This window comes from Bradyrhizobium sp. P3_C3 (genome assembly GCF_056402655.1).
On the sequence record NZ_JBFUGY010000014.1, the window covers coordinates 105,849 to 132,349 of the forward strand.

Annotated in this window: 26 protein-coding genes; 7 read left to right on the top strand and 19 right to left on the bottom strand. The window is 64.2% G+C overall.

The features are described 5' to 3' along the window. Positions 1-25: 25 nt before the first annotated feature. The 3 genes from AC1DW2_RS18420 (at position 26) to AC1DW2_RS18430 (ending at position 3,650) form a co-directional block, all read left to right on the top strand. Positions 26-1,393, top strand: coding sequence for an MFS transporter (locus AC1DW2_RS18420; protein ID WP_477006844.1), 1,368 nt, complete (start codon positions 26-28; stop codon positions 1,391-1,393). 235 nt (positions 1,394-1,628) lie between these two features. Then, complete coding sequence (locus AC1DW2_RS18425) at positions 1,629-3,113, top strand: amidase (RefSeq protein WP_477006845.1); 1,485 nt, start codon at positions 1,629-1,631, stop codon at positions 3,111-3,113. Positions 3,114-3,197: 84 nt separating this feature from the next. Then, positions 3,198-3,650, top strand: a complete 453-nt coding sequence (locus AC1DW2_RS18430) for a hypothetical protein (RefSeq protein WP_477006846.1) — start codon at positions 3,198-3,200, stop codon at positions 3,648-3,650. Between the two features lie 65 nt (positions 3,651-3,715). Here AC1DW2_RS18430 and AC1DW2_RS18435 read toward each other — a convergent pair whose 3' ends face one another. Further along, positions 3,716-4,318, bottom strand: coding sequence for a TetR/AcrR family transcriptional regulator (locus AC1DW2_RS18435; RefSeq protein ID WP_477006847.1), 603 nt, complete (start codon positions 4,316-4,318; stop codon positions 3,716-3,718). Positions 4,319-4,519: 201 nt separating this feature from the next. Between AC1DW2_RS18435 and AC1DW2_RS18440 the strand changes: the two genes are divergently transcribed. Both AC1DW2_RS18440 and AC1DW2_RS18445 read left to right on the top strand, forming a co-directional pair. Then, on the top strand, positions 4,520-5,764 hold the full coding sequence (locus tag AC1DW2_RS18440; protein ID WP_477006848.1) for an efflux RND transporter periplasmic adaptor subunit: 1,245 nt from the start codon (positions 4,520-4,522) through the stop codon (positions 5,762-5,764). A gap of 135 nt (positions 5,765-5,899) precedes the next feature. Further along, entirely contained in the window at positions 5,900-9,103 is a 3,204-nt protein-coding gene (locus AC1DW2_RS18445) for an efflux RND transporter permease subunit (RefSeq protein WP_477006849.1), read from the top strand. Here the strand turns inward: AC1DW2_RS18445 and AC1DW2_RS18450 are convergent. The 16 genes from AC1DW2_RS18450 to AC1DW2_RS18525 all read right to left on the bottom strand — a co-directional run bounded on the left by AC1DW2_RS18450 (position 9,100) and on the right by AC1DW2_RS18525 (position 22,061). Then, on the bottom strand, positions 9,100-9,828 hold the full coding sequence (locus tag AC1DW2_RS18450) for a sulfite exporter TauE/SafE family protein (RefSeq protein WP_063983902.1): 729 nt from the start codon (positions 9,826-9,828) through the stop codon (positions 9,100-9,102). The genes AC1DW2_RS18445 and AC1DW2_RS18450 overlap by 4 nt on opposite strands. A gap of 15 nt (positions 9,829-9,843) precedes the next feature. Beyond that, entirely contained in the window at positions 9,844-10,083 is a 240-nt protein-coding gene (locus tag AC1DW2_RS18455) for a hypothetical protein (protein ID WP_135214386.1), read from the bottom strand. After that, on the bottom strand, positions 10,022-10,279 hold the full coding sequence (locus AC1DW2_RS18460; RefSeq protein WP_477006850.1) for a hypothetical protein: 258 nt from the start codon (positions 10,277-10,279) through the stop codon (positions 10,022-10,024). The genes AC1DW2_RS18455 and AC1DW2_RS18460 overlap by 62 nt, the downstream gene beginning before the upstream one ends. A 231-nt stretch (positions 10,280-10,510) precedes the next feature. Continuing rightward, positions 10,511-11,629, bottom strand: a complete 1,119-nt coding sequence (locus tag AC1DW2_RS18465) for a helix-turn-helix transcriptional regulator (protein ID WP_477006851.1) — start codon at positions 11,627-11,629, stop codon at positions 10,511-10,513. Between the two features lie 108 nt (positions 11,630-11,737). Next, positions 11,738-12,856 carry a helix-turn-helix transcriptional regulator gene (locus AC1DW2_RS18470; RefSeq protein ID WP_477006852.1) on the bottom strand — a complete coding sequence of 373 codons (1,119 nt, stop codon included), beginning with the start codon at positions 12,854-12,856 and terminating at the stop codon, positions 11,738-11,740. Positions 12,857-13,000: 144 nt separating this feature from the next. Further along, the gene (locus AC1DW2_RS18475; RefSeq protein WP_477006853.1) at positions 13,001-13,234 is read right to left on the bottom strand and encodes a hypothetical protein; all 234 of its coding nucleotides are present in this window, start codon (positions 13,232-13,234) and stop codon (positions 13,001-13,003) included. Then, entirely contained in the window at positions 13,203-13,451 is a 249-nt protein-coding gene (locus AC1DW2_RS18480) for a DUF6894 family protein (protein ID WP_477006854.1), read from the bottom strand. Before AC1DW2_RS18480 ends, AC1DW2_RS18475 begins: the two co-directional genes overlap by 32 nt. Before the next feature lie 134 nt (positions 13,452-13,585). Further along, on the bottom strand, positions 13,586-14,560 hold the full coding sequence (locus AC1DW2_RS18485) for a helix-turn-helix transcriptional regulator (RefSeq protein WP_477006855.1): 975 nt from the start codon (positions 14,558-14,560) through the stop codon (positions 13,586-13,588). 222 nt (positions 14,561-14,782) lie between these two features. Further along, the gene (locus tag AC1DW2_RS18490; RefSeq protein ID WP_135214431.1) at positions 14,783-15,940 is read right to left on the bottom strand and encodes a helix-turn-helix transcriptional regulator; all 1,158 of its coding nucleotides are present in this window, start codon (positions 15,938-15,940) and stop codon (positions 14,783-14,785) included. A 293-nt stretch (positions 15,941-16,233) separates the two neighbouring features. Then, a complete protein-coding gene (locus AC1DW2_RS18495; RefSeq protein WP_135214391.1) occupies positions 16,234-16,746 on the bottom strand; it encodes a hypothetical protein in 513 nt (170 codons plus the stop codon). A 100-nt stretch (positions 16,747-16,846) separates the two neighbouring features. Continuing rightward, a complete protein-coding gene (locus AC1DW2_RS18500; RefSeq protein ID WP_135214392.1) occupies positions 16,847-17,293 on the bottom strand; it encodes a MaoC family dehydratase in 447 nt (148 codons plus the stop codon). A gap of 387 nt (positions 17,294-17,680) precedes the next feature. Continuing rightward, positions 17,681-18,103 carry a hypothetical protein gene (locus tag AC1DW2_RS18505; RefSeq protein ID WP_063983909.1) on the bottom strand — a complete coding sequence of 141 codons (423 nt, stop codon included), beginning with the start codon at positions 18,101-18,103 and terminating at the stop codon, positions 17,681-17,683. Between the two features lie 12 nt (positions 18,104-18,115). Further along, positions 18,116-18,337 carry a hypothetical protein gene (locus AC1DW2_RS18510; RefSeq protein WP_028146622.1) on the bottom strand — a complete coding sequence of 74 codons (222 nt, stop codon included), beginning with the start codon at positions 18,335-18,337 and terminating at the stop codon, positions 18,116-18,118. A gap of 105 nt (positions 18,338-18,442) precedes the next feature. Further along, positions 18,443-19,276: a lytic murein transglycosylase gene (locus AC1DW2_RS18515; RefSeq protein ID WP_477006856.1), complete on the bottom strand. Its 834-nt coding sequence runs from the start codon at positions 19,274-19,276 to the stop codon at positions 18,443-18,445. A gap of 119 nt (positions 19,277-19,395) precedes the next feature. Beyond that, a complete protein-coding gene (locus AC1DW2_RS18520) occupies positions 19,396-20,202 on the bottom strand; it encodes a shikimate dehydrogenase family protein (protein ID WP_477006857.1) in 807 nt (268 codons plus the stop codon). Continuing rightward, the gene (locus AC1DW2_RS18525; protein ID WP_477006858.1) at positions 20,199-22,061 is read right to left on the bottom strand and encodes a flavin-containing monooxygenase; all 1,863 of its coding nucleotides are present in this window, start codon (positions 22,059-22,061) and stop codon (positions 20,199-20,201) included. The genes AC1DW2_RS18520 and AC1DW2_RS18525 overlap by 4 nt, the downstream gene beginning before the upstream one ends. 163 nt (positions 22,062-22,224) lie before the next feature. On the opposite strand from AC1DW2_RS18525, the gene AC1DW2_RS18530 reads away from it, so the two are divergent. Next, on the top strand, positions 22,225-23,850 hold the full coding sequence (locus AC1DW2_RS18530; RefSeq protein WP_477006859.1) for a long-chain fatty acid--CoA ligase: 1,626 nt from the start codon (positions 22,225-22,227) through the stop codon (positions 23,848-23,850). 92 nt (positions 23,851-23,942) lie between these two features. Continuing rightward, positions 23,943-25,052, top strand: a complete 1,110-nt coding sequence (locus AC1DW2_RS18535; RefSeq protein ID WP_477006860.1) for a glycoside hydrolase family 172 protein — start codon at positions 23,943-23,945, stop codon at positions 25,050-25,052. A gap of 83 nt (positions 25,053-25,135) precedes the next feature. Here the strand turns inward: AC1DW2_RS18535 and AC1DW2_RS18540 are convergent, their stop codons facing one another. Then, positions 25,136-25,669 carry a porin gene (locus AC1DW2_RS18540; protein WP_477006861.1) on the bottom strand — a complete coding sequence of 178 codons (534 nt, stop codon included), beginning with the start codon at positions 25,667-25,669 and terminating at the stop codon, positions 25,136-25,138. Positions 25,670-25,700: 31 nt separating this feature from the next. Beyond that, positions 25,701-26,459 carry an outer membrane protein gene (locus AC1DW2_RS18545; RefSeq protein ID WP_071915031.1) on the bottom strand — a complete coding sequence of 253 codons (759 nt, stop codon included), beginning with the start codon at positions 26,457-26,459 and terminating at the stop codon, positions 25,701-25,703. Positions 26,460-26,501: the final 42 nt, after the last annotated feature.

Consider the following 26,501-nt stretch of genomic DNA (forward strand, 5'->3'; position numbering starts at 1 on the left):
GAACAACAGTCAGGGGAGAGCGTATATGTCGACATTGGTGAACGCAGGCAGCCGTCTGGATCGGCTACCGATCGGGCCATTCCACCGCCGCATCATGCTGCTGATCGGCATCGGAATGTTTTTCGACGGTTTCGACATCTATATCGCCGGGACCGTGCTCAGCGTCACGCTGAAGACAGGCTTTTCAACCCTCGCGCAGAATGCGGTTTTCATCTCCGCGACCTTCGTCGGCATGATGCTGGGATCATTCGGCACCGGCTTCCTCGGCGACCGCTACGGACGCCGCTTCACCTATCAATTCAATTTGCTCCTTTTCGGCGTTGCCTCCCTGGCCGCGGCGTTCTCACCGAACATGGCCTTCCTGATCGCCTGCCGCTTCGTGATGGGCGTTGGGCTCGGGGCGGAGAACGTCGTCGGCTATTCGACGATGACGGAATTCGTGCCCGCGCGCACCCGTGGCAAATGGCTCGGCTTCACGACCGTGTGCGTCGTCACCGGTCTGCCCGTGGCGCTATTGATCGCGTCCGTGGTGGTGCCGCAATTCGGCTGGCGCTCCATGTTCGTGCTCGGCGGCGTCGGCGCGCTCGTGGTGTGGTACATGCGCAAGTCGCTGCCGGAATCGCCGCGCTGGCTGGAAGCGGTGGGACGCACCGCCGAGGCGGAAGCGCTGATGCAAGCCATCGAGAAGGAAGCTGCGCAGGGTCAGCCTCTGCCTCCTCCCGCGGCCACGACACCGGTCCCGGCATCTGCCGATCTCGGTACGCTGTTCACCGCGCCCCTGCTCTCGCGGATGATCGTCGGCGCCGTCTGCCTGATCACCATCAACACCCTGCTCTATGGCTTCGTGACCTGGCTGCCCGTGTTCTTCGTCAAGCAGGGCCTCTCGATCGCGACCTCGTTCGGCTATTCGCTGCTGATGGCGCTCGGCGCGCCCGTCGGCTCGGCCATCGGCGCGCTGACCGCCGACCGCTGGGGCCGCAAGCCCACCATCATCGGTGCATCCCTGATCACGGTGGCACTTGGAATCCTCTACCCCATGATCTCCGATCCAATCCTGCTGCCGGCCGTGGGCTTCGCGCTGACGGTGCCGATCTACGTCCTGGTCGCCCTCCTGTTCGGCATCTACATCCCCGAGCTGTTTCCGACCGAGGTCCGCCTGCGCGCCTCCGGCATCGTCAACACGCTGGGGCGCGGCGCCACCATCGTCACGCCGTTCCTTGTCGTGTCGCTGTTCGAGACGCGCGGCGTGGCCGGCGTGATGGCGCTGATGATCGGACTGCTGGTGGTGCAGATCATCACGGTCTGGGCGCTGGGCATCGAGCCGCGGCATCGCAGCCTCGAGGAGCTCAAGGCGGAGGAATCCGCGTCGCCGGTGCTGAAGGAGGCGTCCTGAGGTTCTCCACCGCGTCATGGCCGGGCTTGTCCCGGCCATCCACGCCTTGCGACGCCGCACTGAGAACGTGGATGCCCGGGACAAGCCCGGGCATGACGACCAGATGCGATAGCGTCGTAGCCCGGATGAAGCGATAGCGTAATCCGGGTCATGCATCCGCGTCGGGACATCTCCCGGATTGCGCTGCGCTCCATCCGGGCTACAAGGTCTCAGCCGGGATACAATGGAGCTCGTGATGACCGCAGATGCCGCTGACCTGGACTACGGCTCGATCAGCACACTTCTGAGCGCGCTGCACGCCCGCAAAGTATCCGCGTCGGAGTTGCTCGCGCATACGATCGCGCGCATCGAGGCGCTGGACGGGCGCATCAACGCGATCATCGTTCGCGATTTTGATCGCGCGAGAGAGGCCGCACGCGCCGCCGATGCCGCGCTTGGCCGCAGCGAGCGGCTGCCGCTGCTCGGCATTCCCGTGACCCTCAAGGAACCGTTCAACGTCGCCGGCCTGCCGACGACATGGGGCTTCCCACATTTCAAGAACTTCCAACCGGCGGAAGACGCCCTTGTGGTCTCGCGGTTGAAGGCGGCAGGCGCCATCATCATCGGCAAGACCAATATCCCGATCGGCTTGCGGGACTTCCAAAGTTACAACGACATCCACGGGACGACGAACAACCCGTGGGACCTCGGCCGGTCACCCGGCGGCTCCTCGGGCGGATCGGGCGCGGCGCTGGCGGCTGGTTTCGGTCCGCTCTCGATCGGCTCGGACATCGGCGGCTCGATCCGGGTGCCCGCGCATTTCTGCGGTGTGTTCGGACACAAGCCGAGCCTCGGCCTGGTGCCGCTGCGCGGCTACAGCCTGCCGCCGGCACTACCCGTCCCCGGCCAGGGCGATCTGGCTGTCGTCGGGCCGATGGCGCGCACCGCCTCCGAGCTTGCGCTGTCGCTCGACGTGATTGCCGGCCCCGACGAGACGCGCGACGGGATCGGCTATCGCCTTGCGCTACCGGCCCCGCGGCACAACGATCTCAAGGATTTCAGGATCCTCGTGATCGATACCCATCCGCTGATGCCGACGGGCGATGCCGTGCGTTCAGCCATTGGGCGGCTGGCCGACCGGCTCGACAAATCTGGCGCGCGGGTCGCGCGCGCAAGCACGTCACTGCCCGATCTCGCCGACTCCGCGCGGCTCTACATGAAGCTGTTGAACGCAGCGCGAAGCCCGCGCCTGACACCGGCCGCTCTCGCGGAGGCGCAAGGAGTTGCCGCAGCACTCTCGGCCGACGACCGTAGCCTGCAAGCCGAGCGCGCCCGCGGCTGGGGCATGATCCATCGCGAATGGCTGGCGACCGACGCGGCGCGCTTGCAGTTGCAGCAGCGGTGGCAGCAGTTCTTCCGCGAGTTCGACGCCGTGATCTACCCGGCCGCCGCCGTGCCGGCCTTTCCGCATGACCAGTCCGAGCCGTTCGACGCGCGGCAACTAGACATCGACGGAAAGCTGCACCCTTACGCCGATGCGTGCTTCATCTGGGCGGACCCCGCCTCGACCTGCGGACTGCCGGCGACCGCCGTACCGATCGAGCGAACGGCGTCGGGCCTGCCGGTCGGGGTTCAGATCATCGGACCTTATCTCGAGGACCGCACGACGATTGCGCTCGCCGGGTTGATTGAGCGCGAGTTCGGTGGCTTCGTCGCGCCGCCGGCGCTCTCGACACAATAGCGCGAGATGACGGGGGCAGACGGGTCACACGGCCGTCACTTGATCGGCTAGACTCGTTCGAGCATCAGCACCGTAGGAAGATGAATGCGCAACAACAACACAGCAGTTGCCGCCCTCTTGGCCGCATCGAGCATGTTTGCGATGCCTTCACCGTCAATCGCCTCTCCAATTTGCTGGATAGACCGCGTCACCAAAGCCGAGGGCGGCGTCAACGTCTACTTCATGCAAAAGGCCGCGCTCCGCATCATGGTTTACGGCGCCGCCAATGGAGGGTCCTACACCTCTTCAAATGGCATTCTTCGCGACGCCAGCGGTCATTCTCGAGACCACCTATTCGTCAAGGAAGGCGCCAAGTTCTATGCGTCCCAGGTAGTCGAGGATTCTTGTTCCTATGAAGTCAGCGTGGGCGAGGCCGTGCGAATGGTGACCGCCAAATCGGCATTCGCTTTACCGGGGGAAAAACCAGCGTATACCGCGCAGATCATTCGAACGGATGGCACTGTCTCCCGGGCTTGGCTGCTTCCCGAATCCGAATGATGCTGCGCCGGTGCTGGATTCGCCCGCTGTCGCACAGTCACTTCTCAGGTGAGCTTGGTCGCTCTCTACTCCCGCGCCGACTGCGCCTCGACCGCCTGCACGGCAACGCTCGCGACCTGACGCAACGCTTCGCGGTCGGAGCCTGAGGACGCCATCACGCCCATGCCGACCGAGACGGCCGAGACGTAGCGCGCGAGCGCGGCGGGATCGGAGGTCGGCTTGAGATCGCCCTCTGCCTTGGCACGAACAAAGCGGTCGCGGAGCTGGTCTTCGTTCTCGGCGCGGCGGGCGGCGAGCTCGAAGGGGACGTTCTCGGAGCCGCTGCCGCAGGCGATGCCGCCCTGCACGAGCAGGCAGCCGGGCGGATTGGCGGGATCTGTCTGCTTCTCGGCGATGCCCATCAGCATCTGCTCGGCGACGTCGCGGGCGGTGGGGGCAGCGACCACCTCGTCCATCCAGACGCCCCGCAATTTGGTGTAACGGTCGAGCGCGGCCTTGAGCAGGCCTTCCTTGTTGCCGAAGCAGGCGTAAAGGCTCGGGGGATTGATGCCCATGGCCTCGGTGAGTTGGGCGATGGTGGCGCCCTCGTAGCCGTGGCGCCAAAACACTTCCATCGCCTGGTCCAACGCCGTTTCGGCATCGAATTCGCGGGGGCGTCCCATGCCCATGTGCCTGTCTCCTCGGAATTCACGTTCTGCCTGAAGCTTAACGCCGAATCCTATCTATTTGTTCTAGCTTTATTTTCTCTGCCGTCTTCCAATTCTTGCGGTATGCCGCTACAATTTTCTTAGTGAATGGTACATAAGTATCTTGCACTGCGACATCCAGCTCCACATCTGTAGTGAACACTACATATCTGGAGCGCGCAAATGCATCCCTCGCAAAACTCCCCCCGCACCGGCCGTTTCCGCCGCCTCCTCGGCGGCGTTGCCATCGTGGGCGCCCTCGCCGTGGCCGGCTCGATCGCGACCGGCCATTACTTACGTGCCGCGCAGGCGACCGCAGCGGCTGCAGCAGCTGAGCAGGCCGTCCCTGTCACGGTCGCGCTGATCGAACCGAAGCAGACCGTGCTGTGGGACGATTTCTCCGGCCGGCTCGAGGCCATCAACCGTGTCGAGCTTCGTCCCCGCGTCGCGGGTGCGATCCTTGCGACCAACTTCACCGAAGGCGCGCTGGTGAAGGCCGGCGATGTGCTGTTCAAGATCGATCCGGCGCCTTATGCCGCGGAGGTCGACAAGGCCAACGCCCAGCTCGAGGCCGCCAAGGCGCGCGTCGTGTTCACCCAGAGCGAGCTCGAGCGCGGCGCGCAGCTGGTCGGCAATGCCGTGGTCACCCGGCGTGACTACGACCAGCGCGACAACGCCAATCGCGAAGCCATCGCCAACGTGAAGGCGGCCGAAGCGACGCTCCAGACCGCAAAGCTCAATCTCGACTACACCGAGGTGCGTGCGCCCGTGGACGGCCGCGTCGGCAAGTTCGAGATCACCGTCGGCAATCTCGTCGCCGCCGGCACCGCCTCCCCGGTGCTGACCTCGCTGGTGTCGGTCAATCCGATCTACGCCTCGTTCGATGCGGATGAAGAGGTCGTGCTGCGCGCGCTGAACTCGATCGCGGATGCCTCCGGCAAGCGCGGCAATCTCGACCAGATCCCGGTGGAAATGACGACATCCGGCGGTCTCTCGGCGAGAGGTCATATCCAGCTGATCGACAACCAGGTCAACGGCCAGAGCGGCACCATCCGGGTCCGCGCGGTGTTTCGGAACGAGGACGGACGTCTCATCCCCGGCCAGTTCGCACGCGTACGCATGGGCCAGCCGAAGCAGCAGACGCTGGTGATGATCGACGAGCGCGCGATCGGCACCGATCAGGACAAGAAGTTCGTGATGGGGGTCGGCGACGACAGCCGCGCGGTCTATCGGCCGATCACGCTCGGCGGCTCGGTCGACGGCCTTCGCATCGTGACGGCGGGGCTGAAGCCCGGTGATCGCATCATCGTCAATGGCCTGCAACGCGTGCGTCCCGGTGCGCTCCTCAAGACGGAGGTCGCGGCGATGGGTGCGCGTGGACCGCAGCAGGCCTCCAACCACAGCAACCAGGACGTGGTGCAACGCTAGTTACATCATTCCGGACCGCGTGCCCGGAATAACGACGTCATAGAGCTACCAAGACATCGCATCTCGATTCCGGGTTCGCGGGTATTTCCCGCGTCCCGGTAACGGGAGAGCTGTCTCTCTTGCAGGGGCAAGGCCATGAATCTCTCAAAGTTCTTTATCGACCGTCCGATCTTCGCCGGCGTGCTGTCCGTCCTGATCTTCCTCGCAGGCCTGATCTCGCTGTTCGCGATGCCGATCTCCGAATATCCGGACGTGGTGCCGCCCTCGGTGCTGGTGCGCGCGACCTATCCCGGTGCCAACCCCAAGGTGATCGCCGAGACGGTGGCAACCCCGATCGAGGAGCAGATCAACGGCGTCGAAGGCATGCTCTACATGTCAAGCCAGGCGACCACTGACGGCGCGATGACGCTGACGGTGACGTTCCGGCTCGGCACCGACCCCGACAAGGCGACGCAGCTGGTGCAGAACCGCGTGCAGCAGGCCGAGCCGCGCCTGCCGGCTGTGGTGCGCCAGCTCGGCATCATCACCAAGAAATCGTCCCCCGACCTCACTATGGTCGTGCATCTGCTGTCGCCGAACAACCGCTACGACATGACGTATTTGCGCAACTATGCCGTGCTCAACGTCAAGGACCGGCTGGCGCGCATCGACGGTGTCGGCGACGTCCAGCTCTACGGTGCCGGCGATTATTCGATGCGGGTCTGGGTCGATCCGCAAAAGGCGGCCGAGCACGGCCTGACCGCGAGCGACATTGTCAAGTCGATCCAGGCCCAGAACGTCGAGGCCGCCGCCGGCGTGGTCGGCTCTTCCCCCAACGTCAGGGGTATCGACCTGCAGATGTCCGTCAATGCCGAAGGCCGGCTCGCCAACGAGGAGCAGTTCGGCGACATCGTGGTCAAGACCGGCACGCGCGGTGAAGTGGTGCGGCTACGCGACGTCGCGCGCATCGAGCTTGGCGCGTCCGAATACGGCCTGCGCTCGCTGCTCGACAACAAGCAGGCGGTGGCGATCCCGATCTTCCAGGCGCCGGGCTCCAACGCGCTGGAGATTTCCGACCACGTCCGCGCCACCATGGCCGAGATCAAGAAGAACATGCCGGAGGGCGTGTCCTACCAGATCGTCTACGATCCCACCCAGTTCGTGCGCTCCTCGATCGAGGCCGTCATTCACACCCTGCTGGAGGCGATCGCGCTGGTGGTGCTGGTCGTGATCCTTTTCCTGCAGACCTGGCGCGCTTCAATCATTCCACTGCTGGCAGTGCCGGTGTCCATCGTCGGCACCTTTGCGGTGATGCATCTGTTCGGCTTCTCCATCAACGCGCTCAGCCTGTTCGGCCTCGTGCTCGCGATCGGCATCGTCGTCGACGACGCCATCGTCGTGGTCGAGAACGTCGAACGCAATATCGAGGGTGGACTGTCGCCGCGCGACGCGACCTACCAGGCGATGCGCGAGGTCTCCGGCCCGATCATCGCGATCGCAATGGTGCTGATCGCGGTGTTCGTGCCGCTCGCCTTCATCTCCGGCCTGACCGGGCAGTTCTACAAGCAGTTCGCGCTGACCATCGCGATCTCGACCGTGATCTCCGCCGTCAACTCGCTGACGCTCTCGCCGGCCCTGTCGGCGCTGCTGCTCAAGGGACACAACGAGCCGAAGGACCGGCTGACGATCATCATGGAAAAGGGCCTTGGCTGGTTCTTCCGCGGCTTCAACAAGGCGTTTACGCGGTCCTCGGAGAACTACAGCGGCACCGTCACCAAGGTGATCTCGGGCAAGGCCGCGGTGATGGGCCTCTATGTGGTCCTGGTCGGCGTCACCGCCTTCCTGTTCCAGCAAGTGCCGAGTGGCTTCGTGCCGGGCCAGGACAAGCAGTATCTGGTCGGCTTCTCGCGGCTGCCCGACGGCGCAGCGCTCGACCGCACCGAAGAGGTCATCCGCAAGATGAGCGACATCGCGCTGACCCAGCCCGGTGTCGAGAGCTCGGTCGCGTTTCCGGGTCTGTCGATCGCCGGCTTCACCAACTCCTCCAATGCCGGCATCGTGTTCTCGACGCTGAAACCGTTCGACGAGCGCAAGGGTCCGGCCCTGAGCGGGAACGCGATCGCGGCGGACCTCAACAAGAAATATTCCGGCATCCAGGAAGCCTTCATCGCCATGTTCCCGCCGCCGCCGGTCAACGGCCTCGGCACCATCGGCGGCTTCAAGCTGCAGATCGAGGACCGCGCCGGTCTCGGCTATGAGGCGCTGAACGAGGCGACGAAGGCGTTCATGGCGGCGATGCAGAAGGCGCCAGAGATCGCCGGCGTGTTCTCGAGCTTCCAGGTCAACGTGCCCCAGCTCTTCGCAGACATCGACCGCACCAAGGCGCTCCAGCTCGGCGTGCCCGTGACCGAAGTGTTCAACACGCTGCAGATCTACCTCGGTTCCTACTACGTCAACGACTTCAACAAGTTTGGTCGCACCTACTCCGTCTATGTCCAGGCCGACGCGCCGTTCCGCGCCCGCGCCGACGACATCAGGCAGTTGAAGGTGCGCTCGTCCTCCGGCGACATGGTGCCGCTGTCAGCGCTGCTGACGATCCGCCAGAGCGCCGGACCTGAGCGTGCGATCCGCTACAACGGCTTTTTGTCATCCGACATCAACGCGGCCGCTGCGCCCGGCTTTTCATCGGGGCAGGCACAGGAGGTCGCGACGCGGATCGCGGCGGAGACATTGCCGCCGGGCTTTGCCTTCGAGTGGACCGACCTGACCTATCAGGAGTTCATCGCCGGCAATTCCGGCCTCTGGGTGTTTCCGCTGGCGATCCTGCTGGTATTCCTGGTGCTGGCCGCGCTCTACGAGAGCCTGACCCTGCCGCTCTCGATCATCATGATCGTGCCGATGGGGCTGCTGGCTGCGATGTTCGGTGTCTGGATCTCGAAGGGCGACAACAACGTCTTCACCCAGATCGGATTGATCGTGCTGGTCGGCCTCTCCGCCAAGAACGCCATCCTGATCGTCGAATTCGCGCGTGAGCTCGAATTCGCGGGACGCACGCCGATCCGGGCCGCGATCGAGGCGAGCCGCTTGCGGCTGCGTCCGATCCTGATGACGTCGATGGCGTTCATCATGGGCGTGTTGCCCCTGGTGCTCTCCACCGGCGCCGGCTCGGAGATGCGGCGTGCGATGGGCGTCGCGGTGTTCTCCGGCATGATCGGCGTCACCGTGTTCGGCCTGTTCCTGACGCCCGTGTTCTATGTGCTGCTGCGGACCGTCACCGGCAACAAACCGCTGGTGCATCACAGCAGCGATACCAGCGCGGCGCCGGTCCAGGATCTCAAGCACGAAGGCGCAGGCCACTAGATCAGGGAGATCCCCGAGAGCAACAACAGAACGAGCACGGTCTTGCGAAAGACCGTCTCGTTGACCCGGTGAAAGGCGATCACACCGAGCGCTGAGCCTGCGAACAGCGCCGGCAGGCTGATCGCGAGGTCGACGAACACCTTCGACGATAGATCCTGGTGTCCGACCAGCAGCGCGATCGCGAAGACCTGCATCGCGGCGATGAACGGCTGCACCAGGCCGCGCTGCTCGCTCTTGGGCATGCCGCGCATGTCGCACCAGATCGTGGGGATCGCGCCAGGCATCGCGGTCAGGCCGCCGACCAGCCCTCCCCCGAACCCGATTAGTGCAACCCAGGGCCGGCCGACCGCCTCACCGGCCGTCACAAGCGTCGGCCGCAGCAGCATGTAGGCCGCATAGAGCGCCACGATGATGCCGAAGCCGCGGCGGAGCAGATGCGTGTCCGTGGATTGCAACAGCGACACCGCGATGGGAACGCCGATCAATCCGCCGACGATCAGCAGCAGACTGCCCTCCCACCGGATGCTGCGCCGAAGCGCCCACAGATTGGTGGCCTGCACGCCGATGCTGCACGCCATCATCAGCGGCACGGCCTCCAGCGGCTGAAACACGCGGAGCAGAATCGCGCCCGCCACGGCCGAGAACGCGAAGCCCGAGAGCCCCGAGACGAAGGCGCCGGCGAACACGGCGACGCTCACGAGAAGGCTGGTCGTGATATCAGGCACGATGCGTTCTCCGGCTCAGTCGTAGGGTGTCTGCGTCGCCGGGACATCGGCAGTCCCGGTGCAGAGCTCCGCATCGTGCGAATTCAGGAGAGGCCGAGAGACCGGCTGCGCGTGCGAACGCTCCAGCATCGCCAGCCCGACCAGTTGAAGCGTGACGAGCGCCGCCGTCAGCGCGGCGGCGACAATGTTGACGTTACGCGCGTTCGAACGTGGTACGGCCGGCCGCGCGCGCGCGCGGATCAACTCTGTTGGCATTTTCAAAAGTATCCTCTTCATTGCAGACGGGAATAATTTCATTCAAACGCGACGTTTCATGCGACTGCTCCAGCAAATGGCTGTAGCGCCGCAATGCGCGCTTCGCGTCGATCTCGCGCTGCGCGCGGAATGCCGCGCCGATGCGCGCGACGATGTCGCGGAACTTGCCGGCCGGAGCTGGTGACGCCTTTCGCATGACAATTTCCTCTCAACTTGCGCGAGAGATTGATGAGGTTCACTTCCGCTTACTGTGAGTTGCTTCACACGAAGATCGAACGCGTCGAGCAAGAAAACGTGTGAGTTCTCGTAGAAGAGAGCGCGGAGAATCGCGTCATTCGATCGAACGACCCGCGATAACTTTCTAATGATGCTGCTGTTTGAACCTATCGCGAGCCGGAGCGACTCGCCTGCGCCTTCGGAAAGCGCGTCAGTGCAGAACCGGATTGGAGAATCCAGCCGCGAGCTTGACGAGGTCCGCCTGACGCGAGACGCCGGTCTTCGCGAACACCCGATGCAGATGCGTCTTCACCGTCGTCTCCGCGATGCCGAGCGCCACGGCCGTCTCCGGCACGCCGCCGACCTCGACGATCGATTGCATGACCCTCAGCTCCGCAGGGGTCAACTCGAACGCGCGGTCGATGAGGCCGGCACATGAGCGGCCGTCGAGTTCCGCCTTCCAGATCAACAAGACGCCGACCGCCGACGTGCGCTCCGCCGCGCCTTCACGCAACAACGACGGCAGCGCGATGACGTGCGCGACGTAGTAGGAGCCGTCATGCGACATCAGCGGAATCTTTCGCCCGGCCGCCGCGGCGACGGCAACCTCGCCTGCGTCACGGAAGATATCGCGCAGCGCCGAATTTGCCGCGGAAGATCGTGCCACCAGCCGGCCCGCGACAGACCGCAGGACATCATCGGCGGCGAGCAACGTGTCCGCGGCAGGATTGCTGTGGACGATGTTGCAGGCGGTATCGAGCAGGATGACGCCGGCATTCAGCCGATCCACGACATCGGCGAGCGCAATCGCCCGCTGCTGCTTCCGCTCGATCGCCCGGTTGATCAGCAGCGCCCGGCTCGCATGCGGAACCAGGAATTGCATTCGCGCCCGCTGCTCCGCATCGAGCATCCCCTTGCCGGGGATCACGGTGATCAGCATCGGACACGGCGACTTCGACTGTTCCAGAACCACGCTGGCGACATCGACGCAGCCCTGGGGCCGCAGCCATTCCTGATAGAACCGCCCGCGGCGATATTCGTCGAAATTCACGAGATCGGGGATGTTACGAACCTCGCCATAGCGAGGCAGCCGTGCCAGCGGATCGTACTGGGCGTAGGTCTCGGCATAGAGCTGGATGTAGTGCGGATCGACACCGCAGTAATAATGCGTCGCGCCGGACTTGCTGACCGGATCCTTCGAAATCAGCCCGCAAGCCTGGCTGCCGATGAACGCATTGAGCTTGACGACAACATTGCTCCACAACTCAGGGTGGAGACCCGCGTCATATATATTCTCGATCAACTCGGACTGTTTGGGAGGTCGGGACATCAGAACAGCCAATGGTGACCTGGAGATAGCGAAATGTTCGTCATGCCCGGCGGCACTAGTGAGTCTATCGTGGGAGCAAAAGGTTCAACCCCGACAGCGATTGACCGATCAGTTGACGAGCGGATTGGAGAATCCGGCCGCGAGCTTGACGAGATCGGCCTGACGCGAAACGCCGGTCTTGGCGAACACCCGATGCAAATGCGTCTTCGCCGTGGTTTCTGCGATACCGAGCGCTGCCGCCGTTTCCGGGACGCCACCGACCTCGACGATCGACAGGAACACGCGCAGCTCGGCCGGCGTGAGGTCGAAGGTCCGTGCGATCAGCTCGCCATAGGACTGCCCGCCAAGCGACACCTTGCGCAGGAGCAGCGCACCGGCGGCATCGACCACCTGCTCGCTGCCATTTCGCAGCACGGACGACAGCGGCAGAATATGCGCGACATAACGCTCGCCGCTCGGCGAAAGCAGCGGGATCGCATGGCCCCGTGTGGCAAGCAGGGCAATTTCGCTGCGGGTCGCAAGCGCCTCGCGCAGCGTCTGATTGGCCTCCGCGCTGCTGGTTACGAGCTGCCCGGCAACGGACCGAACCACGTCGGCGGCGGCAAACAAGGCGTGGCCGGCCGAATTCGCATGCACCACCCGGCAAAAGGCATCGAGCAGGAAGATGCCGGACGCCAGATTGTCCAGAACATCCGCCAGCGCCGTCGCCAGCGTCAGTTGCGAGGTGATGGCGCGATTGATCAGCAGCGCGCGGCTGGCGTGCGGTACGATCAGCGAGAGCCGACGCTTCATCGCCGGGTCCACCATGCGCCGGCCCGACAGCACCGTCAWCATCACCGGGCAGCTCGCATGCGATGTCTCAAGCACGACATTGGCCGCGTCGCTGCAACCCTGTGGCTGCATCCACTCCTGGTAAAAGCGCCCTTTCCGGTATTCATCGAAATTGACGAGATCGGGGATGCTGACGATCTCGCCATGCGGCGGCAGCACCGTCAGCGGATCGAACTTCGAATGGGTCTCTGAATAGAGCCGGATATAGTGCGGGTCGGCGCCGCAATAATAATGGGTGACGCCGAATTTGCTGATCGAATCCTTGGAAAACAGCCCGCAGGCCTGCCCGCCGACGAAATCGCGAACGCCGGCGACGACGTGGTTCCACAGCGAAGGATCGAGCCCCGCGTCATAGATGGACTCGACCAGTTCGGGCAGCTTCGGTGGTCGATGCATGGCTATAAATGGCCTGAGTGATCAATATCACCAAGAATACCATAACCACAGCATGCGACGTCCTCCGATCGGAGGAGGCGCCGGCCGGGCGGATGGGGCCCGGCCGGCGGGCATCGCATTCGAGCCGCCAGGGCTGATGCCGGCTCAGAACGCGACGCGAACGCCACCCTTCGCTGTGCCGGTGCGGCTCCGGTCGGACATCATCATGCCCTCGACCGCGCCGAACACGGACACGTTGCGGCTGGCGCGGTAGTCGAAGCCGAAGCCGGCCACCGCAGCATTGTTGAGCACTTGGCGCCGCGACCTGTTGTCGGCGTTGCCGCCCTGGAAGGTGAAGCCGGGACCGTCATGCCTGTTCCCAGCCGACCTTCTCGACATTTTCTGACCAGACTGCGGCGCGATAGACCTCTCGTCCGCCGGCATCCCTGACGCGGATCCAGGCGTCGCGATCGCGCAGATCGTCACGCCAGACGAACAGATGTCTCGCCATCTCGTCGGCCACAACAAACGTGGCCCTGGCCTGCTCGAAGACCATGCCGCCCGGATCGATCTTCACGACATTGTCGACCAGGAGATCAAAGAAGAAGCGGCGCATTCACAACTCCAATTGCCGGCGCCGTCCGAAACACAGCGTCATCGTTCTACTCCGCGCGCCAGAAGACGTAGTCAGCCGAATGCGGCGCACTGCGATAGGCACCCGCCTGGTCGCACGAGCCGCGCACCGCGCGGTCACGGCGCTTCGCCGCTCCTGACGCCGCTGGGCGTCGCGCCATAGGCCCGGCGGAAACAACGATTGAAATAAGAGAGATCGCCGAAGCCCACGTCGTAGGCGATCGAGCTCACCGGCCGCCCGGCGAAGTCAGGCTCGCGCAGCATGCGATGCGCGCGTTTGAGGCGCTGCCCGGTCAGGAAGGACGAGAACGTCTTGCCGTCGGCTTCGAACAGCCGCTGGAGATAACGTGTGGTCACGCCGAATTCCTGCGCCACGGTCGCGACCGCGAGGTCCTGATGCCAGCAATTGTTGACGATGAAGGACTTCACCTTCCGCAGCCGCGCGGCCCTGACGCCTCGGCGCCCGGCCAGCTCGTGAACCTCATCCGTCGCGCCGAGAACACGCGCCATCAGATCATGGAGATGTGCAACAGCGAGCTGGCGCAATGCGGGCACCGCGAACGCGCGCTCGCGCACCAGAGAGGTCGCGTAGTCGACCAGCAGGCGAAGTCCGGCGGCGCGCTCCGGAATGATTCGCATCACGGTGTCGTCGATGTCCACGATCATGGGCGCCAGCACCCGCCGCGGTACGCGCAGCGACAGACAATTTCCAAGCGAGAGGCGTTCGTAGATCGTCGCGTCCTCCGCGCTCGTCAGAACCGCGTCACCGGGATGAAGCCTCAGATCTCGTCCTCGCGCAGATACTTCGACGATGCCGGATCGGTTGATCATCAGGCCAAGGCTGTCGTTGCCGTCGACGACCAGTTGTTTGGTACGGATGACCCGAGCTCCGACCAGCCCGCCGATCACCAGCTGGACGTCCGGCAAGCCATGGGATGTGAGGCTCGCGGCGAACGGCTTTTCGTCCGTCGGCTCGACCTCCGCCTTGAGCACGCCGCGGCAATAGAATTCGCGCAGCAGCGGCACACGCTCGTCTTCGGGAATGTGGTCCGTCGAAACATTGAGAATGGAAAATTCGTCCTTGCCGCTCACTGCAATTTCTCCAACCGACAGGCAGGCTCGCTCACGCGCTGTCGTCTCCCGCGTCCGGTGCCGGCGCGCATTGTTCCGTGGCGCACGCTGCCCTTCTCATTCAAGAGGCGCCATATACGAAAGTATCAAATGACGCGCGTCGTACGTTCGGAGGACCTGATGATCCTGCTCATCACAATGGATTGAGATTGCATCGCCGCGCGGCTCGCGCCGTCAAATGAATCACATGGTGTCGTCGTCGCGGCTCGTTCGCTGTACAAACGGCGCGGTGAAGCCGGCGGCGATCTTCACGAGATCTGCCTGCCTGCCGGCACCGGTCTTCTCGAACAGGCGACCGAGATGCGTCTTCACCGTGGTCTCGGCAATGCCGAGCTTTGCCGCGATATCGGGAACGCCGCCGACCTCGACAATGGCCATCAGCACGCGCAATTCGGACCGCGTCAGCCTGAAGGCCGCAGCAATGGCGTCGGGCACGAGCGATGGCACCATCGCGGCCTTCTGTACGAGGAGCACCGTGGCCGCGACGTCTCGCGGCAGGCTGCACTCCCGCTTCAACGGAAGGACATGAACGAGATAGTGCTGACCGTCCGCCGACGTCGCGAGCTCGATGCGGCGGCGACCGGCCGGCTGAGCTTCGCTATCCGCAACAACTTCGAACAGGCCGCGGAATAACTTGTCGGTCTGGGTGTTACGCGCCACGATCCGGTCGCCGACCATCGCGAGCAGGTTTGCATCGACGAACAGCTGCCGGCACGCCGCGTTGGCGTGGACGACCCGGCCATCCGCATCGAGCAGGCAGATCGCCGTGCTCAGGCCGTCGAGCACATCGGCAAGGTCGTCCACGGTATGCGAGCGCGCCCTGATCTGCCGGCCCATGATCCTGGAACGCTGGATGTGGGGTGCGAGCAGCCGCATGCGTTCGCGCATCGCCTCGTCGACGGTTCCGCGGGATCGATGGCGTAACACCTGCAAGACCGTGGTACGCGCGTCCGATCTCTCGAGCGCGACGGTCGCGAGGTCGATCGCGCCCTGCGGCTCGACCCACTCGCGATAGAAGCTCGTGGCCACGAAGTCCGCGTGCGGCATGATATCGGTCACGCCGATGGCGTGCCCGGCCGCAAAAGCGAGATGACGATCGAGCAGAGGATCCTGCTCGACATATCTGTCGCGGTAGAGCTGGCGGAAGCGGGATTCGGTGCCAAAATGCTGGTGAATCTCGATCGAGAGCCTTGCCGCATCGCGGGACAGGATGGTCGCGGCACACCCGCCGACGAAATGGGAAACCTGTTCCAGCGCGCCGCTGCGCAGCGCAGGATCGACCGCCGCATCGTAGATCTCGCCGACGAGAGACGAGAACCGGTTTGCCTGGAGGATCGTCATCGGAAGGACGATGCGATCGGCGTGCGGCCCCGGTGACGAAGGGAGCTTGCGCATTGGAAATTGGCAGAGCCGACGGAGCGGTCGATCGTCGCCTTCGGCGTGGAAAAAGCAGTGCAGCGAGATGCTAGAATATCGAACATCGTCCTTGCGTAACGTCAACCGCAGGGTGCGGCTTGGACGTTTTCGCCAAAGACTAGGATAAAAGCGAACAGCGCGCGGGCTGTGTGCTGTGAGTCACGCGCCCTCGCGCTGCTTGCTTGCTCGATCGCCCGCGCTGTGCGCGGCGCAGCACTTTATTTCCGGTTCTCCTCGCAGAACTTCAGCGCGGCCAGCGCCTCGCCGGCGCGCGGGATCTGCATCTCGATGCTGTCCTCGTCATCGTCCTCGAAATCGAGCGAGAGACGCCTGGCCTTCGACAGCCGGTCCATGATCGTCTGGTCGTATTCGAAGATGCCGCGCACGGTGGTCTTGTCCATGACCTCCCACTTCGCCTTCTTCATGATGTCGGCGTCATCGGTACCGACGTCGGCCCGGAGGATCTCGCCGACCTTGTCCCACTCCCAGCCGTCATAGATCATCACGATCACGATGGCTTTCTCGGAATAGGTGATCACGATGACGTAGTTGCGGTTCTCGTCTTCCTTGTCCTTGTAGCCGCGGCTCGCATTGCAATGCGTGTCCTGCGCGCGCTTCTCGATGGTCCAGTCACCGACCCTGGATTGCTGCGCAAACGCTGGCCCTGGGCTCGAGACGGCTGCGCCCAGGGCGCCCGCGCTCAGCAAAGCGGCAAGAAGGAATCGTCTCATGTCAGCCTCCAGCGTTCCCCACGCGGAGATGACCACCTCGGCCTGCGGCCCGCAAGGGCTCGAGGAGGCTGATCCGGGCCAATGCTGAACGTCGCCGGTCCTACACCCGCCTGGGGATGATGGCGATCGGGGTGAAGGTGTAAACCTCCTCGCCGTTCTGGTTGAACATGGTCCATTTCACCAGCGCGATGCCCTGCGGCTTCGACTTCGACGGCGTCAGGCTCATGACCTCGCCAACCAGATGCAGGCGGTCATTGGGCCGTACCGGCATGGTCCAGCGCAGACCGTCGACGCCCGCGCCGATCAGCGGATGCGGGCCGAACGGGCGGGCCTGGATCGCGAGGTTCATGGCGATCGCGGCGGTGTGCCATCCTGATGCAGCCAGGCCGTTGAACAAGGTCTGCTTGGCGGCCTCGTGGTCGAGATGCATCGGCTGCGGATCGAACTCGGCTGCAAAGCGCTTGATGTCGGCTTCGGTGACTTGCACCTCGGGGGATTTGAACCGCATTCCGATGGTGAGATCGTCGAACCACTCGACCTGCGCCATGATTTTGCCTCGCAATATGACTTGCCGCCAGCCGGAAAGGCGCGGCTGAAGGACTGAGCAGAGCGGGATGTAGCGGGTCTGCGGTGCACAAACCAGCCCCGGGTTCCCCGCGAAACCCGTTTCCCAAAACGACGAAACACGCCTGAAACAGATTGCCGGTTATCTGGTTGTCAAAATCATACAGGGACGGCCACCATGCAATTCTTCCTCGACCTCATCCTGGATTATGCCTGCTGCCAAAATCTCGTCTCCCAGCCGCTACGGGAGGATGAGCTATGATCGAGCTGATCTCAGCCGTGCTCGCGCTTTGCAGCGTCGCTGTCTTCGCGGCACATGCTTTGGATGCCTACCGCACCACGCACTCCTGATCTGTACGCCCTCCGGCCGCTAGAACGGGCGCCGGTAAAAGTGCTCCGAGTGCGTGGCCGGCGGAAACCGGTTGGCGAGCGCGATTGCCGCGTTCTCGTCAGTCTCGAGCGCGACCTTCTGCGCCAGCATCACGTCGCCGGGCACGAGAAAGCCTGACGGGACGAAGCACCATCCCATCGCCGCACGCCCCTCATCGTCGATCTCATGGACATTGGCGGCCGTGCCGTAGTGGATGCGGTACCTTTTGCCGGTATCGCAGCCGATGACATCGAAATACCGATGCTGCTCGAATTGCGCGCGCTGCGCCGGCGACAGCCATTCGGCCAAAAGCCGGCGGCCGCGGGCATCCGGCGTGTTCTCGCCGAAGAAGCGCCGATAGAGCTCGCGCAGCGCATGCAGACGCGCACGCGCCGGCGCACGGAGCCAAATTGCCGCGATCATGAGCAGCTCAGATCAACCGCCGACCAGGCGGGGATAGAACAGCGTTTCGTGCGCGGTCGGATCGAATGACTTGATGCGGGTAACTTCACCGGGTCCGGTACGATAGGCGGCGGTGAAGCCCGCTCCGGTCAGCTCACGAAAGCGCCGTTCGGCTCGCGCCAGCGCTTCGGCATTGTCAGGATCAAACTCGTGGCGCGTGTCGCCCGTCTGGTCCATCACGATCTGGGTAGCCATATTGAGTCTCCTCATGCCAGCCCTGCCCCCGATCAAAGCAAACCTCGTGCCGTCAGTTCCTCAACGCAAGAACTTTCTCGTGCGCGGCCGAGCCTTCATGCGGCCTCAACGCAACGCGGCCGCCCCGCCTCCCTCGTCGATCTGCCGTCCCATCAGGGCGATTGCCTTCTGATAGACGCCGGCAGCATTCCAAGCCTCGATAGCGGCAAAATTCGGTTCGCCCGGCTGGTAACCGGCTCCTGCGCGCCAGCCATGAGCTTTCAGGAAATTCGCCGTCGAGTTCAGCGCATTGGCGGCAACCTCGAGATTGCCGGTGCCATAGGCCAGGATGTTCTTGGGCATGAACTGGGTCTGGCCGACCTCGCCGTGCATGGAGCCGCGGGTCGCCCCCGACAGCGTGCCGCGGTCGATCAGCTTGAGGGCGGCATAGAGCTGGTCGGTGAAGAATTCGGGACGGCGGCAGTCATAGGCAAGGGTCGCGATCGACGACAGCATGTTCTGGTTGCCACGCTGGCTGCCGAAACCGGTCTCCATGCCCCAGATCGCGATCAGCGGCCCGGGCGGGACGCCGTAGCGCTGCTGGATCGTGGCGAACAAGGCGGCCTGCGACTGCTTGAGCTGCCGCCCCTTGGCGACGATGGTGGTGGCGCCGCGCTTGGCGAGGAACTGGTCGAGCGTCAGCGAGAAGCTGCGCTGGCCGCGGTCGGCCGCAATCGTGGCACCGGCGTAATTGGTCTGCATCAGCGCCGAGAGCGCGGTCTGGCCGACGCCCTTGCCCTGCGCCTCCGCGCTGAACTCGCGCTTCCAGGCCTCAAAGCCCGCCGGCGAGCTGCCGCATTGCGCGGCCTCGGCCATGGATATCAGGGACATGGGCGCCAGCGAGAGAAGCAGCGCTGCAGCGCCGATCATGGCCGTCGCAACGGTCCTGCCCTTGGTCATTCCCTGGTCCTCTCACATAAACGTGCGCGACTGGCTCGCGCGAGCCCATGATCCTACGTCGGCCCTGATCGCTCAAGCCCCATCCGGCGCAACCTGTGCCTTGACACCGGGGCAGCCGCCTACCCTTCGCCGTCGCGGCCGAGCAGGAAATCCACCATGATGCCCTGGTGCTGCTCGTACATGTCCGTACCGGTCCCGGTCACGCAGCCGATCCTGCGGGCGGCAGCGACGAAGGGCGAGACTTCGGGCTTTGTGATGACGCAGCCGCAATAGGCCGTCGGCGCAAGCCGCGCGACATCGACCGGCAGCGGATCGCCCTCCTTCATCCCGGCGGGTGTCGCATTGGCGACGAAATCGAAGCCCGCGGGATCCCCGGTGCCGACCTGCACGGGCGTTCTGCCGAGCCCGTTGAGCCGGCCGATCAGTGCGTCGCGGCGCTCGGGCTCGCTGTCGTGAATCGCGAGATCGCTCACGCCGGCCTCGACCAGCGCAAGCGCGATCGCCGATCCTGCGCCGCCGGCGCCGACGAGCAGCGCCCGCATGCCCCGGGGATCGATCCCCTTCGCCCGCGCCGCACCGACGAAGCCGAGGCCGTCCACCATGTCGCCATGCCATGAGCGGTCGGCGCGTCGGCGCATCAGGTTCGCGGTACGCAGGAAATGTGCGCGCTCGGTCGCACTGGCGCAGGCCTGATAGCAGGCAAATTTGTGCGGGATAGTCACGACGATGCCGTCGAGGTTCTTCAGCCGCGTTGCCACCGAGAGGAAATCCGGCAAATCCGCTGGCGCGACCTGAACCGGAACGAGAATGCCGTCATGGCCGCGCGCAGCGAAGGCGGCTGTCACGCCTGCCGGCGAGCGCACCTGCGCGATGGGATCGCCGACAATGGCGTAGAGCCGCGTCGCGCCTGATAGACCCGGGATCATGCCGTTGAATCCGGAACCTGAGAGCCGCCCGCCTCGGTCCCCTCAGTCAATTCCAGGCCATCCAGATTGCCTTCCTTGCGCCATTTGTTGAGCAGCCGCAGGAACGCCACCGGCCCGCGCCAGTACTGGCTGTTTCGTGCCGCGATCGGATCGAACACGCCCTCGTTGTTGTAATAGCCCGGCGTGCATTCGGCCAAATAGGTCTGGCGGCCGAGCGCGGCTTTGACGACCTCCTCGACCCAGGCGTTCTCGGCAGCGAGCGTCGGCTCCAGCGTCCGCGCTTTGCGCTTRCGCGCCTCCGCAATGACATAGGCGATGTGCTGCGACTGCTCGTCGATGATATGCGGAAAATTGGCGCTCTGACCGGCCTGCACCGTGACGATCAGGAAGCAATTCGGGAAGCCGCGGCTGTAAAAGCCATGCAGCGTCTTGACGCCATCGCGCCATCGCTCGGACAGGCTCACGCCGTCACGGCCGTAAACCTCGAAGCCCATGCGGCGGGCGTAATCGGTGCCGACCTCGAAGCCGCTGGCATAGATCAGGCAGTCGAGCTCATAGGCCTTGCCGTCAACCACGACGGCGTTCTCGGTGATCCTCTCGACGCCCTGCCCTTTGGTGTCGACCAGATGCACGTTGGGACGATTGAAGGTGTCGAGATATTCGTCGTGGAAGCATGGCCGCTTGCAGAACGCCTTGTACCAGGGCTTGAGAGCCGCCGCGGCGGCTTCGTCCTTCACGACGGTATCGACGCGCGCGCGGATCTCTTCCATCTTGCGGTAGTCGGCCTGCTCGATGACCTTCAGCGCCTCTTCGAGCGAGGTCACCGGCTGCGGCTGACGGCGCGGCGCAAGCAGGATCTCGCCAAGCAGGCCGGTCCAGCCGTCCTGCACCAGGTCCCGTTCGAACGGCTCGCCGGAGATGACCGCAGTGAAATTGTCCATCCGCTCGCGCTGCCAGCCGGGCTCGAGGCTCTGCGCCCAGCTTGCGTCCGTCGGACGGTCGTCGCGCACGCCGATCGCCGATGGCGTGCGCTGGAAGACATAGAGCTCTTTCGCCGATCGGCCGAGATGCGGCACGCATTGCACGGCGGTGGCGCCAGTCCCGATGATGCCGACGCGCTTGTCGGCGAGACCGGTGAGACCGCCTTCGGCCGCGCCGCCGGTGTAGCCATAGTCCCAGCGGCTGGTGTGGAAGCTGTGTCCCCTAAAGGTCTCGATGCCGGGAATGCCAGGCAGCTTCGGACGGCTCAGCGGGCCACCGGCCAGGATGACGTAGCGTGCACCGATACGATCGCCACGATCGGTCTCGACCAGCCAGCGTCCCTCCTGCTCCTGCCATTCCATCCGCGAGATGATCGTCTGAAACAGCGCGCGCTCGTAGAGGCCGAAGTGACGGCCGATGCGGCGGGAGTGTTCGTAGATCTCAGGCGCCCGCGCATATTTGCGCACCGGCATGTAACCGGTCTCTTCCAGCAGCGGCAGATAGATGTAGCTCTCGGTATCGCAGGCCGCACCGGGATAACGATTCCAGTACCAAGTGCCGCCGAAATCGGCGGCCTTTTCCACGATACGAAAATCCTCGATGCCGGCCTCGCGCAGACGCGCGCCACAGAGCAGGCCGCCGAAGCCGCCGCCGACGATGAGAACTTCAGTCTCCTCGCTGACAGCTGCGCGCGCAAATCCGGGATCGGCCCAGGGATCGTCGAGATAGCGGCCGAAATCGCCTGCGACCTCGACATATTGCGCCTTGCCCTCGGCGCGCAAACGCCGGTCGCGCTCGTCGCGATAGCGCGCGCGGAGTGCGGAAATATCGACCGTAGATTCGCCGGCTGCACCGGTCTTGTGTCTTTCCGCTGACATCGATTTCCTCCACGGCGGACGCTGCTTCGGATCAGTTAGCCCCGAAAAAGTGACGCATGCAATCGCGTCCCTCGCTTTTTGCGTGAACGTCCCGTGACGTTCCGCTAACCTMACGCGCAAATCACAACATATGCCACGCAACGACGTGGCTGCGGAGGAGACCATGCAGGGATTGATGATGGATATGCCGCTCCTGATCAGCGGCCTGATCCAGTATGCCGCGGACTATCACGGCGAAGCCGAGATCGTCGCGCGCGAGATCGAGGGCGACATCCATCGCTACACCTACGCCGACGCCCATCCGCGCATCAAGCGCATGGCGCTGGCGCTGAAGCGGCTCGGCATGAAGCAAGGCGACCGCGTCGGCACCCTGGCCTGGAATACGCACCGGCATTTCGAGATGTTCTATGCCGCGCCGGGCATGGGCTACGTGCTGCACACCATCAATCCGCGGCTGTTCCCCGAGCAGCTCGTCTACATCATCAACCACGCCGAGGACCGGCTGCTGTTCATCGACCGCGCCACGCTGCCGCTGGTCGAGGCGATCGCGCCGCAGCTGAAGACGATCGAGGCCTATGTCGTGATGTCCTCGCGCGAGCGGATGCCGGAGACCAAGCTTGCGAACGTGCATTGCTATGAGGATCTCCTCGCCAGCGAGAACGACGCCGGTTTCGCCTGGCCGGAGTTCGACGAAAAATCCGCATCGACCATCTGTTACACGTCGGGCACGACGGGCAACCCCAAGGGCGTGATCTACTCGCACCGCGCCGCCATCCTGCAGACCATGACCTGCTGCAATTTCGACTTCCTGCCGGGACATCTCGAAGGCGTGCGCGAAGTCATGATGCCGATGGCACCGCTCTTCCACGGCAACGGCTGGAACATGCCATTCACCGCGCCTTACACGGGATCGAAGCTGGTGCTACCCGGCCGCAACTATGAGCCCGACAAACTCTATGAACTGCTCGAAGGCGAGAAGGTGACGCTGTCGGCGGGCGTGCCGAGCTTCTGGCTGATCCTGCTCGATTGGCTGGGTCGCACCGGCAATAAATTCTCGACGCTGCGCGCGACGCTGTCGTCCGGCTCGGCGCCGCCGCGCGCGATGGTCGAGAAGCTCAAGCGCGACTATGACATCGACTACGTCCAGGCCTGGGGCATGACCGAGGCCCTGGGCTGCTCGATGCCGGGCTTGCGGCCCGGCTCCGAGCATCTCGGCGACAAGGAGAAATTCGACCGGCGCCAGGTGTCGGGCCGCGCCTGCTTCGGCACAGCCTTGCGCATCGTCGACGACGGCGGCAACGAGCTGCCGCGCGACGGCAAGACCGTCGGCCATCTGCGCGCGCGTGGGCCATGGGTCGCCTCGGGCTATATGAAGCTCGACGAAGGCCTCGACCGTGATGGCTGGCTGATCACCGGCGACATGGCGGTGATCGACAGCCAAGGCCACGTCACGCTGACCGATCGCTCCAAGGATGTGATCAAGTCCGGCGGCGAATGGATCTCCTCGATCCAGCTCGAGGACGTCGCCTTGTCCCACCCCGACGTGCTGCAAGCCGCGGTGGTCGCGATCAACCACGAGAAATGGCAGGAGCGTCCGCTGCTCCTCGTCGTCCGCAAGAAGGGCGCGACCGTCGACGGCAAGACCTTGCTCGACCACATGCGCCCGAAGATCGCGAGCTGGTGGATGCCGGATGCGGTCGAATTCCTGGACGAATTTCCGATGACCGGCACCGGCAAGGTGCTCAAATCCGCGCTGCGCGAGAAGTTCAGGGAGTACCGCGTCGCCTGAAGTAGGCGCACCCTGCGTGCGCGGTCTTCATCTTTTGGTAGATTCGACGGCGATATATCGAGGTGTCGCTAACTCCAGGGATAGAGGACAGCATGGCGTTTTCCGGATTGGGCCTGCATCTCGGCAATCTGTCGCGCCTGTCGAATGCGCAGACGCGCTCGATCAGCCCCGAGAATTTCACCGGCGAGAAGGGCAAGGGCGGCATGTCCGTCGACGGCCCCGCCGCACGCCAGGCCCGCGATCTCGGCCAGGGCTGGAAGATCTCGCCCTATGTGGTCATCGAGCCCGGCGCGACCTTTACGCTCGGCGACATCCAGGGCCAGGGCGCGATCCAGCAGATCTGGATGACGCTGGCGCGCGGGCGGCTTCGTCACTCGATCCTGCGCGTCTACTGGGACGACCAAATGCTGCCAAGCGTGGAATGCCCGGCCGGCGATTTCTTCGCCTGCGGATGGGAGGAGTTCGCGCAGGTGTCCTCGCTCGCGGTCTGCGTCAATCCCGGCCGCGCGTTCAACTGCTACTGGGAAATGCCGTTCCGCACGCGCGCGCGCTTCACGCTGGAGAACCGCAGCGAGGAGCAGCTCACCGTCTACTACCAGATCAACTACACGCTCACTGAGGTGCCCGAGGACTGCGCCTATTTCCATGCGCAGTTCCGGCATACCAATCCGCTGCCGTACAAGGAGGTCTACACCATCCTCGATGGCGTCAGCGGTGCGGGCCATTATGTCGGCACCTATATGGCCTGGGGCGTCAACAACAACGGCTGGTGGGGCGAAGGCGAGATCAAGTTCTTCATCGACGGCGACGGTGCATTCCCGACCATCTGCGGCACCGGCACCGAGGATTATTTCTGCGGCGCCTATAATTTCGATCCCTATGTCGCGCATGCCGGCCAGGGGCAATCACGCTACCAGGAATTCACCACGCCCTATGCCGGCCTGCCGCAGGTGATCCGTCCCGATGGCGTCTACAAGTCACAGCAACGCTTCGGCCTGTACCGCTGGCACATCCCCGATCCCGTGCGCTTCCGCTCCGATCTGCGCGTGACGATCCAGGCACTGGGCTGGCTGCCGGGCGTCAAGGAGGCGAAGTATCTTCCATTGCAGGACGACATCGCCTCGGTCGCGTTCTGGTACCAGACGCTGCCGACCCCGCCCTTCCCGACATTGCCCGGCCCGGATTATCTCGAAATCGGCTAGCCGCCCTTCCCTGCGCTCACAGCATTTGCACCGCCCGGACGTCGTGAAGATCGTCCGGGCGGCGCCTTCGTGTTCGGCGCCGGCTACCAGGAATACTGGAGCCCCACGCGTCCAAGGGCGCGCACGTCGCTCCACGACTGCGCCGGAAGCGCCACGCCTAACTCCGTCGCGGTCCGGTTGGACGTGGACGTCAAGCTGCCGCGATCGAGACCGAACGCGATGCCCATGGTCAGTGACAGGTTTCCCTGGATCCTGATCATTCCGACCACACCGGCGGCATGCTGCCCGTCGAAGACGGCCCAGTGCGTCGAGATCGCATAGTTGGTCCCGTCGGGCAGGAACGGATTGACGAGCGAAGTCGCCATGGCCGTTCCCGTCGCTGCACGGGTAATCTGGCGTGCGAGATCGAACTGGCTCTGCACCGTCTGCCCCGCGTTCACGCAGGTGTCAGTACCCGGTATGTAGAAGAAGTTGGCACCGTAGACCGAGCAGATCTTTTCGTACTCGACCGCAGCATGGCCGGGCATCGGGATCGCCAGAACCAGAGCGGCAGTCGCAAGGATAGCGCGCAGGTGACGTCGGAAGACGTCTCGTGCCGCGTTGATTTGCTTCCACATGTTTGTCTCCAATCAGTGACGTTGGCGCGGCTCAGTAACGAGCAACGATGGCATCGCCGTTGAAGCGGTAGTTCACGCCGAGCTTCACGAGATGAAGGTCATGGTCGACGTTCTGGGTGCTGATCCGTGTGCTCAGCGCGATCGCGGCCGGACCGAAATACAGGTAGTCGTACTCCAGTCGCGCCGAGAGATTGCTCGTCAGCGCGTATTCAAGGCCGACGCCGCCGGTCAAGCCGGTCCGCTGGTGGTTCACGTCGAGCGGAGCAACCGTGCCGACATAGGCCTGGTAGGCGACATTTGCCCAGGCAACGCCGCCTTTGGCGTAAGCCAGTACGTTATCAAACGCGTAGCCGATGCGACCGGTGCCCGTCGCCATCGCCTGGTACGACACTGAAAGCCCGGACAAGATGGGGTTCGCGGGATCGAACGGACGATTGCCCTTGATCGACGCCCAGGAAAGATCGAGCTCGGCACCGACCACGATGTTGTCGAACTGCCAGTTGGCGCCAACCTGCGCACCTGCGAGCGCGCCCTTTGTGTCCATCGTGAAGCGATCTTGCGCGAATGCGAAGCTCGGGTCGACGAGCCGGCTGCTGCCCATGCCATAACCGCCATGAGCACCAATGTAGAAGCCGTTCCAGAGCGGCACCGGAGCGACGACCGGAGCCTTCACGGTCATGTCGGCCGCGTTCGCGGATGTGGCGGTGAGCGGCATGGCCGCGAGAAGCGGCGTGACGGCAGCAACGCAGGAGAGGAAGCGGCGCGCCGATCGCGAGAGAGAGATTGTCATGGGATGGTCTTTCAAATGTCAGAATGAATTTTAGGAGCGAGC

Bases quoted from the DNA above. Each gene is read 5' to 3' on its own strand.
- AC1DW2_RS18535 (WP_477006860.1), top strand. From the start codon at position 23,943: ATGGCGTTTTCCGGATTGGGCCTGCATCTCGGCAATCTGTCGCGCCTG.
- AC1DW2_RS18420 (WP_477006844.1), top strand. From the start codon at position 26: ATGTCGACATTGGTGAACGCAGGCAGCCGTCTGGATCGGCTACCGATC.
- AC1DW2_RS18475 (WP_477006853.1), bottom strand. From the start codon at position 13,234: ATGTCGAGAAGGTCGGCTGGGAACAGGCATGACGGTCCCGGCTTCACC.
- AC1DW2_RS18480 (WP_477006854.1), bottom strand. From the start codon at position 13,451: ATGCGCCGCTTCTTCTTTGATCTCCTGGTCGACAATGTCGTGAAGATC.
- AC1DW2_RS18430 (WP_477006846.1), top strand. From the start codon at position 3,198: ATGCGCAACAACAACACAGCAGTTGCCGCCCTCTTGGCCGCATCGAGC.
- AC1DW2_RS18505 (WP_063983909.1), bottom strand. From the start codon at position 18,103: ATGATCGCGGCAATTTGGCTCCGTGCGCCGGCGCGTGCGCGTCTGCAT.
- AC1DW2_RS18455 (WP_135214386.1), bottom strand. From the start codon at position 10,083: ATGCCAACAGAGTTGATCCGCGCGCGCGCGCGGCCGGCCGTACCACGT.
- AC1DW2_RS18440 (WP_477006848.1), top strand. From the start codon at position 4,520: ATGCATCCCTCGCAAAACTCCCCCCGCACCGGCCGTTTCCGCCGCCTC.
- AC1DW2_RS18425 (WP_477006845.1), top strand. From the start codon at position 1,629: ATGACCGCAGATGCCGCTGACCTGGACTACGGCTCGATCAGCACACTT.
- AC1DW2_RS18545 (WP_071915031.1), bottom strand. From the start codon at position 26,459: ATGACAATCTCTCTCTCGCGATCGGCGCGCCGCTTCCTCTCCTGCGTT.
- AC1DW2_RS18520 (WP_477006857.1), bottom strand. From the start codon at position 20,202: ATGATCCCGGGTCTATCAGGCGCGACGCGGCTCTACGCCATTGTCGGC.
- AC1DW2_RS18465 (WP_477006851.1), bottom strand. From the start codon at position 11,629: ATGTCCCGACCTCCCAAACAGTCCGAGTTGATCGAGAATATATATGAC.
- AC1DW2_RS18500 (WP_135214392.1), bottom strand. From the start codon at position 17,293: ATGGCGCAGGTCGAGTGGTTCGACGATCTCACCATCGGAATGCGGTTC.
- AC1DW2_RS18530 (WP_477006859.1), top strand. From the start codon at position 22,225: ATGCAGGGATTGATGATGGATATGCCGCTCCTGATCAGCGGCCTGATC.
- AC1DW2_RS18435 (WP_477006847.1), bottom strand. From the start codon at position 4,318: ATGGGCATGGGACGCCCCCGCGAATTCGATGCCGAAACGGCGTTGGAC.
- AC1DW2_RS18510 (WP_028146622.1), bottom strand. From the start codon at position 18,337: ATGGCTACCCAGATCGTGATGGACCAGACGGGCGACACGCGCCACGAG.
- AC1DW2_RS18460 (WP_477006850.1), bottom strand. From the start codon at position 10,279: ATGCGAAAGGCGTCACCAGCTCCGGCCGGCAAGTTCCGCGACATCGTC.
- AC1DW2_RS18445 (WP_477006849.1), top strand. From the start codon at position 5,900: ATGAATCTCTCAAAGTTCTTTATCGACCGTCCGATCTTCGCCGGCGTG.
- AC1DW2_RS18540 (WP_477006861.1), bottom strand. From the start codon at position 25,669: ATGTGGAAGCAAATCAACGCGGCACGAGACGTCTTCCGACGTCACCTG.
- AC1DW2_RS18495 (WP_135214391.1), bottom strand. From the start codon at position 16,746: ATGAGACGATTCCTTCTTGCCGCTTTGCTGAGCGCGGGCGCCCTGGGC.
- AC1DW2_RS18515 (WP_477006856.1), bottom strand. From the start codon at position 19,276: ATGACCAAGGGCAGGACCGTTGCGACGGCCATGATCGGCGCTGCAGCG.
- AC1DW2_RS18490 (WP_135214431.1), bottom strand. From the start codon at position 15,940: ATGACGATCCTCCAGGCAAACCGGTTCTCGTCTCTCGTCGGCGAGATC.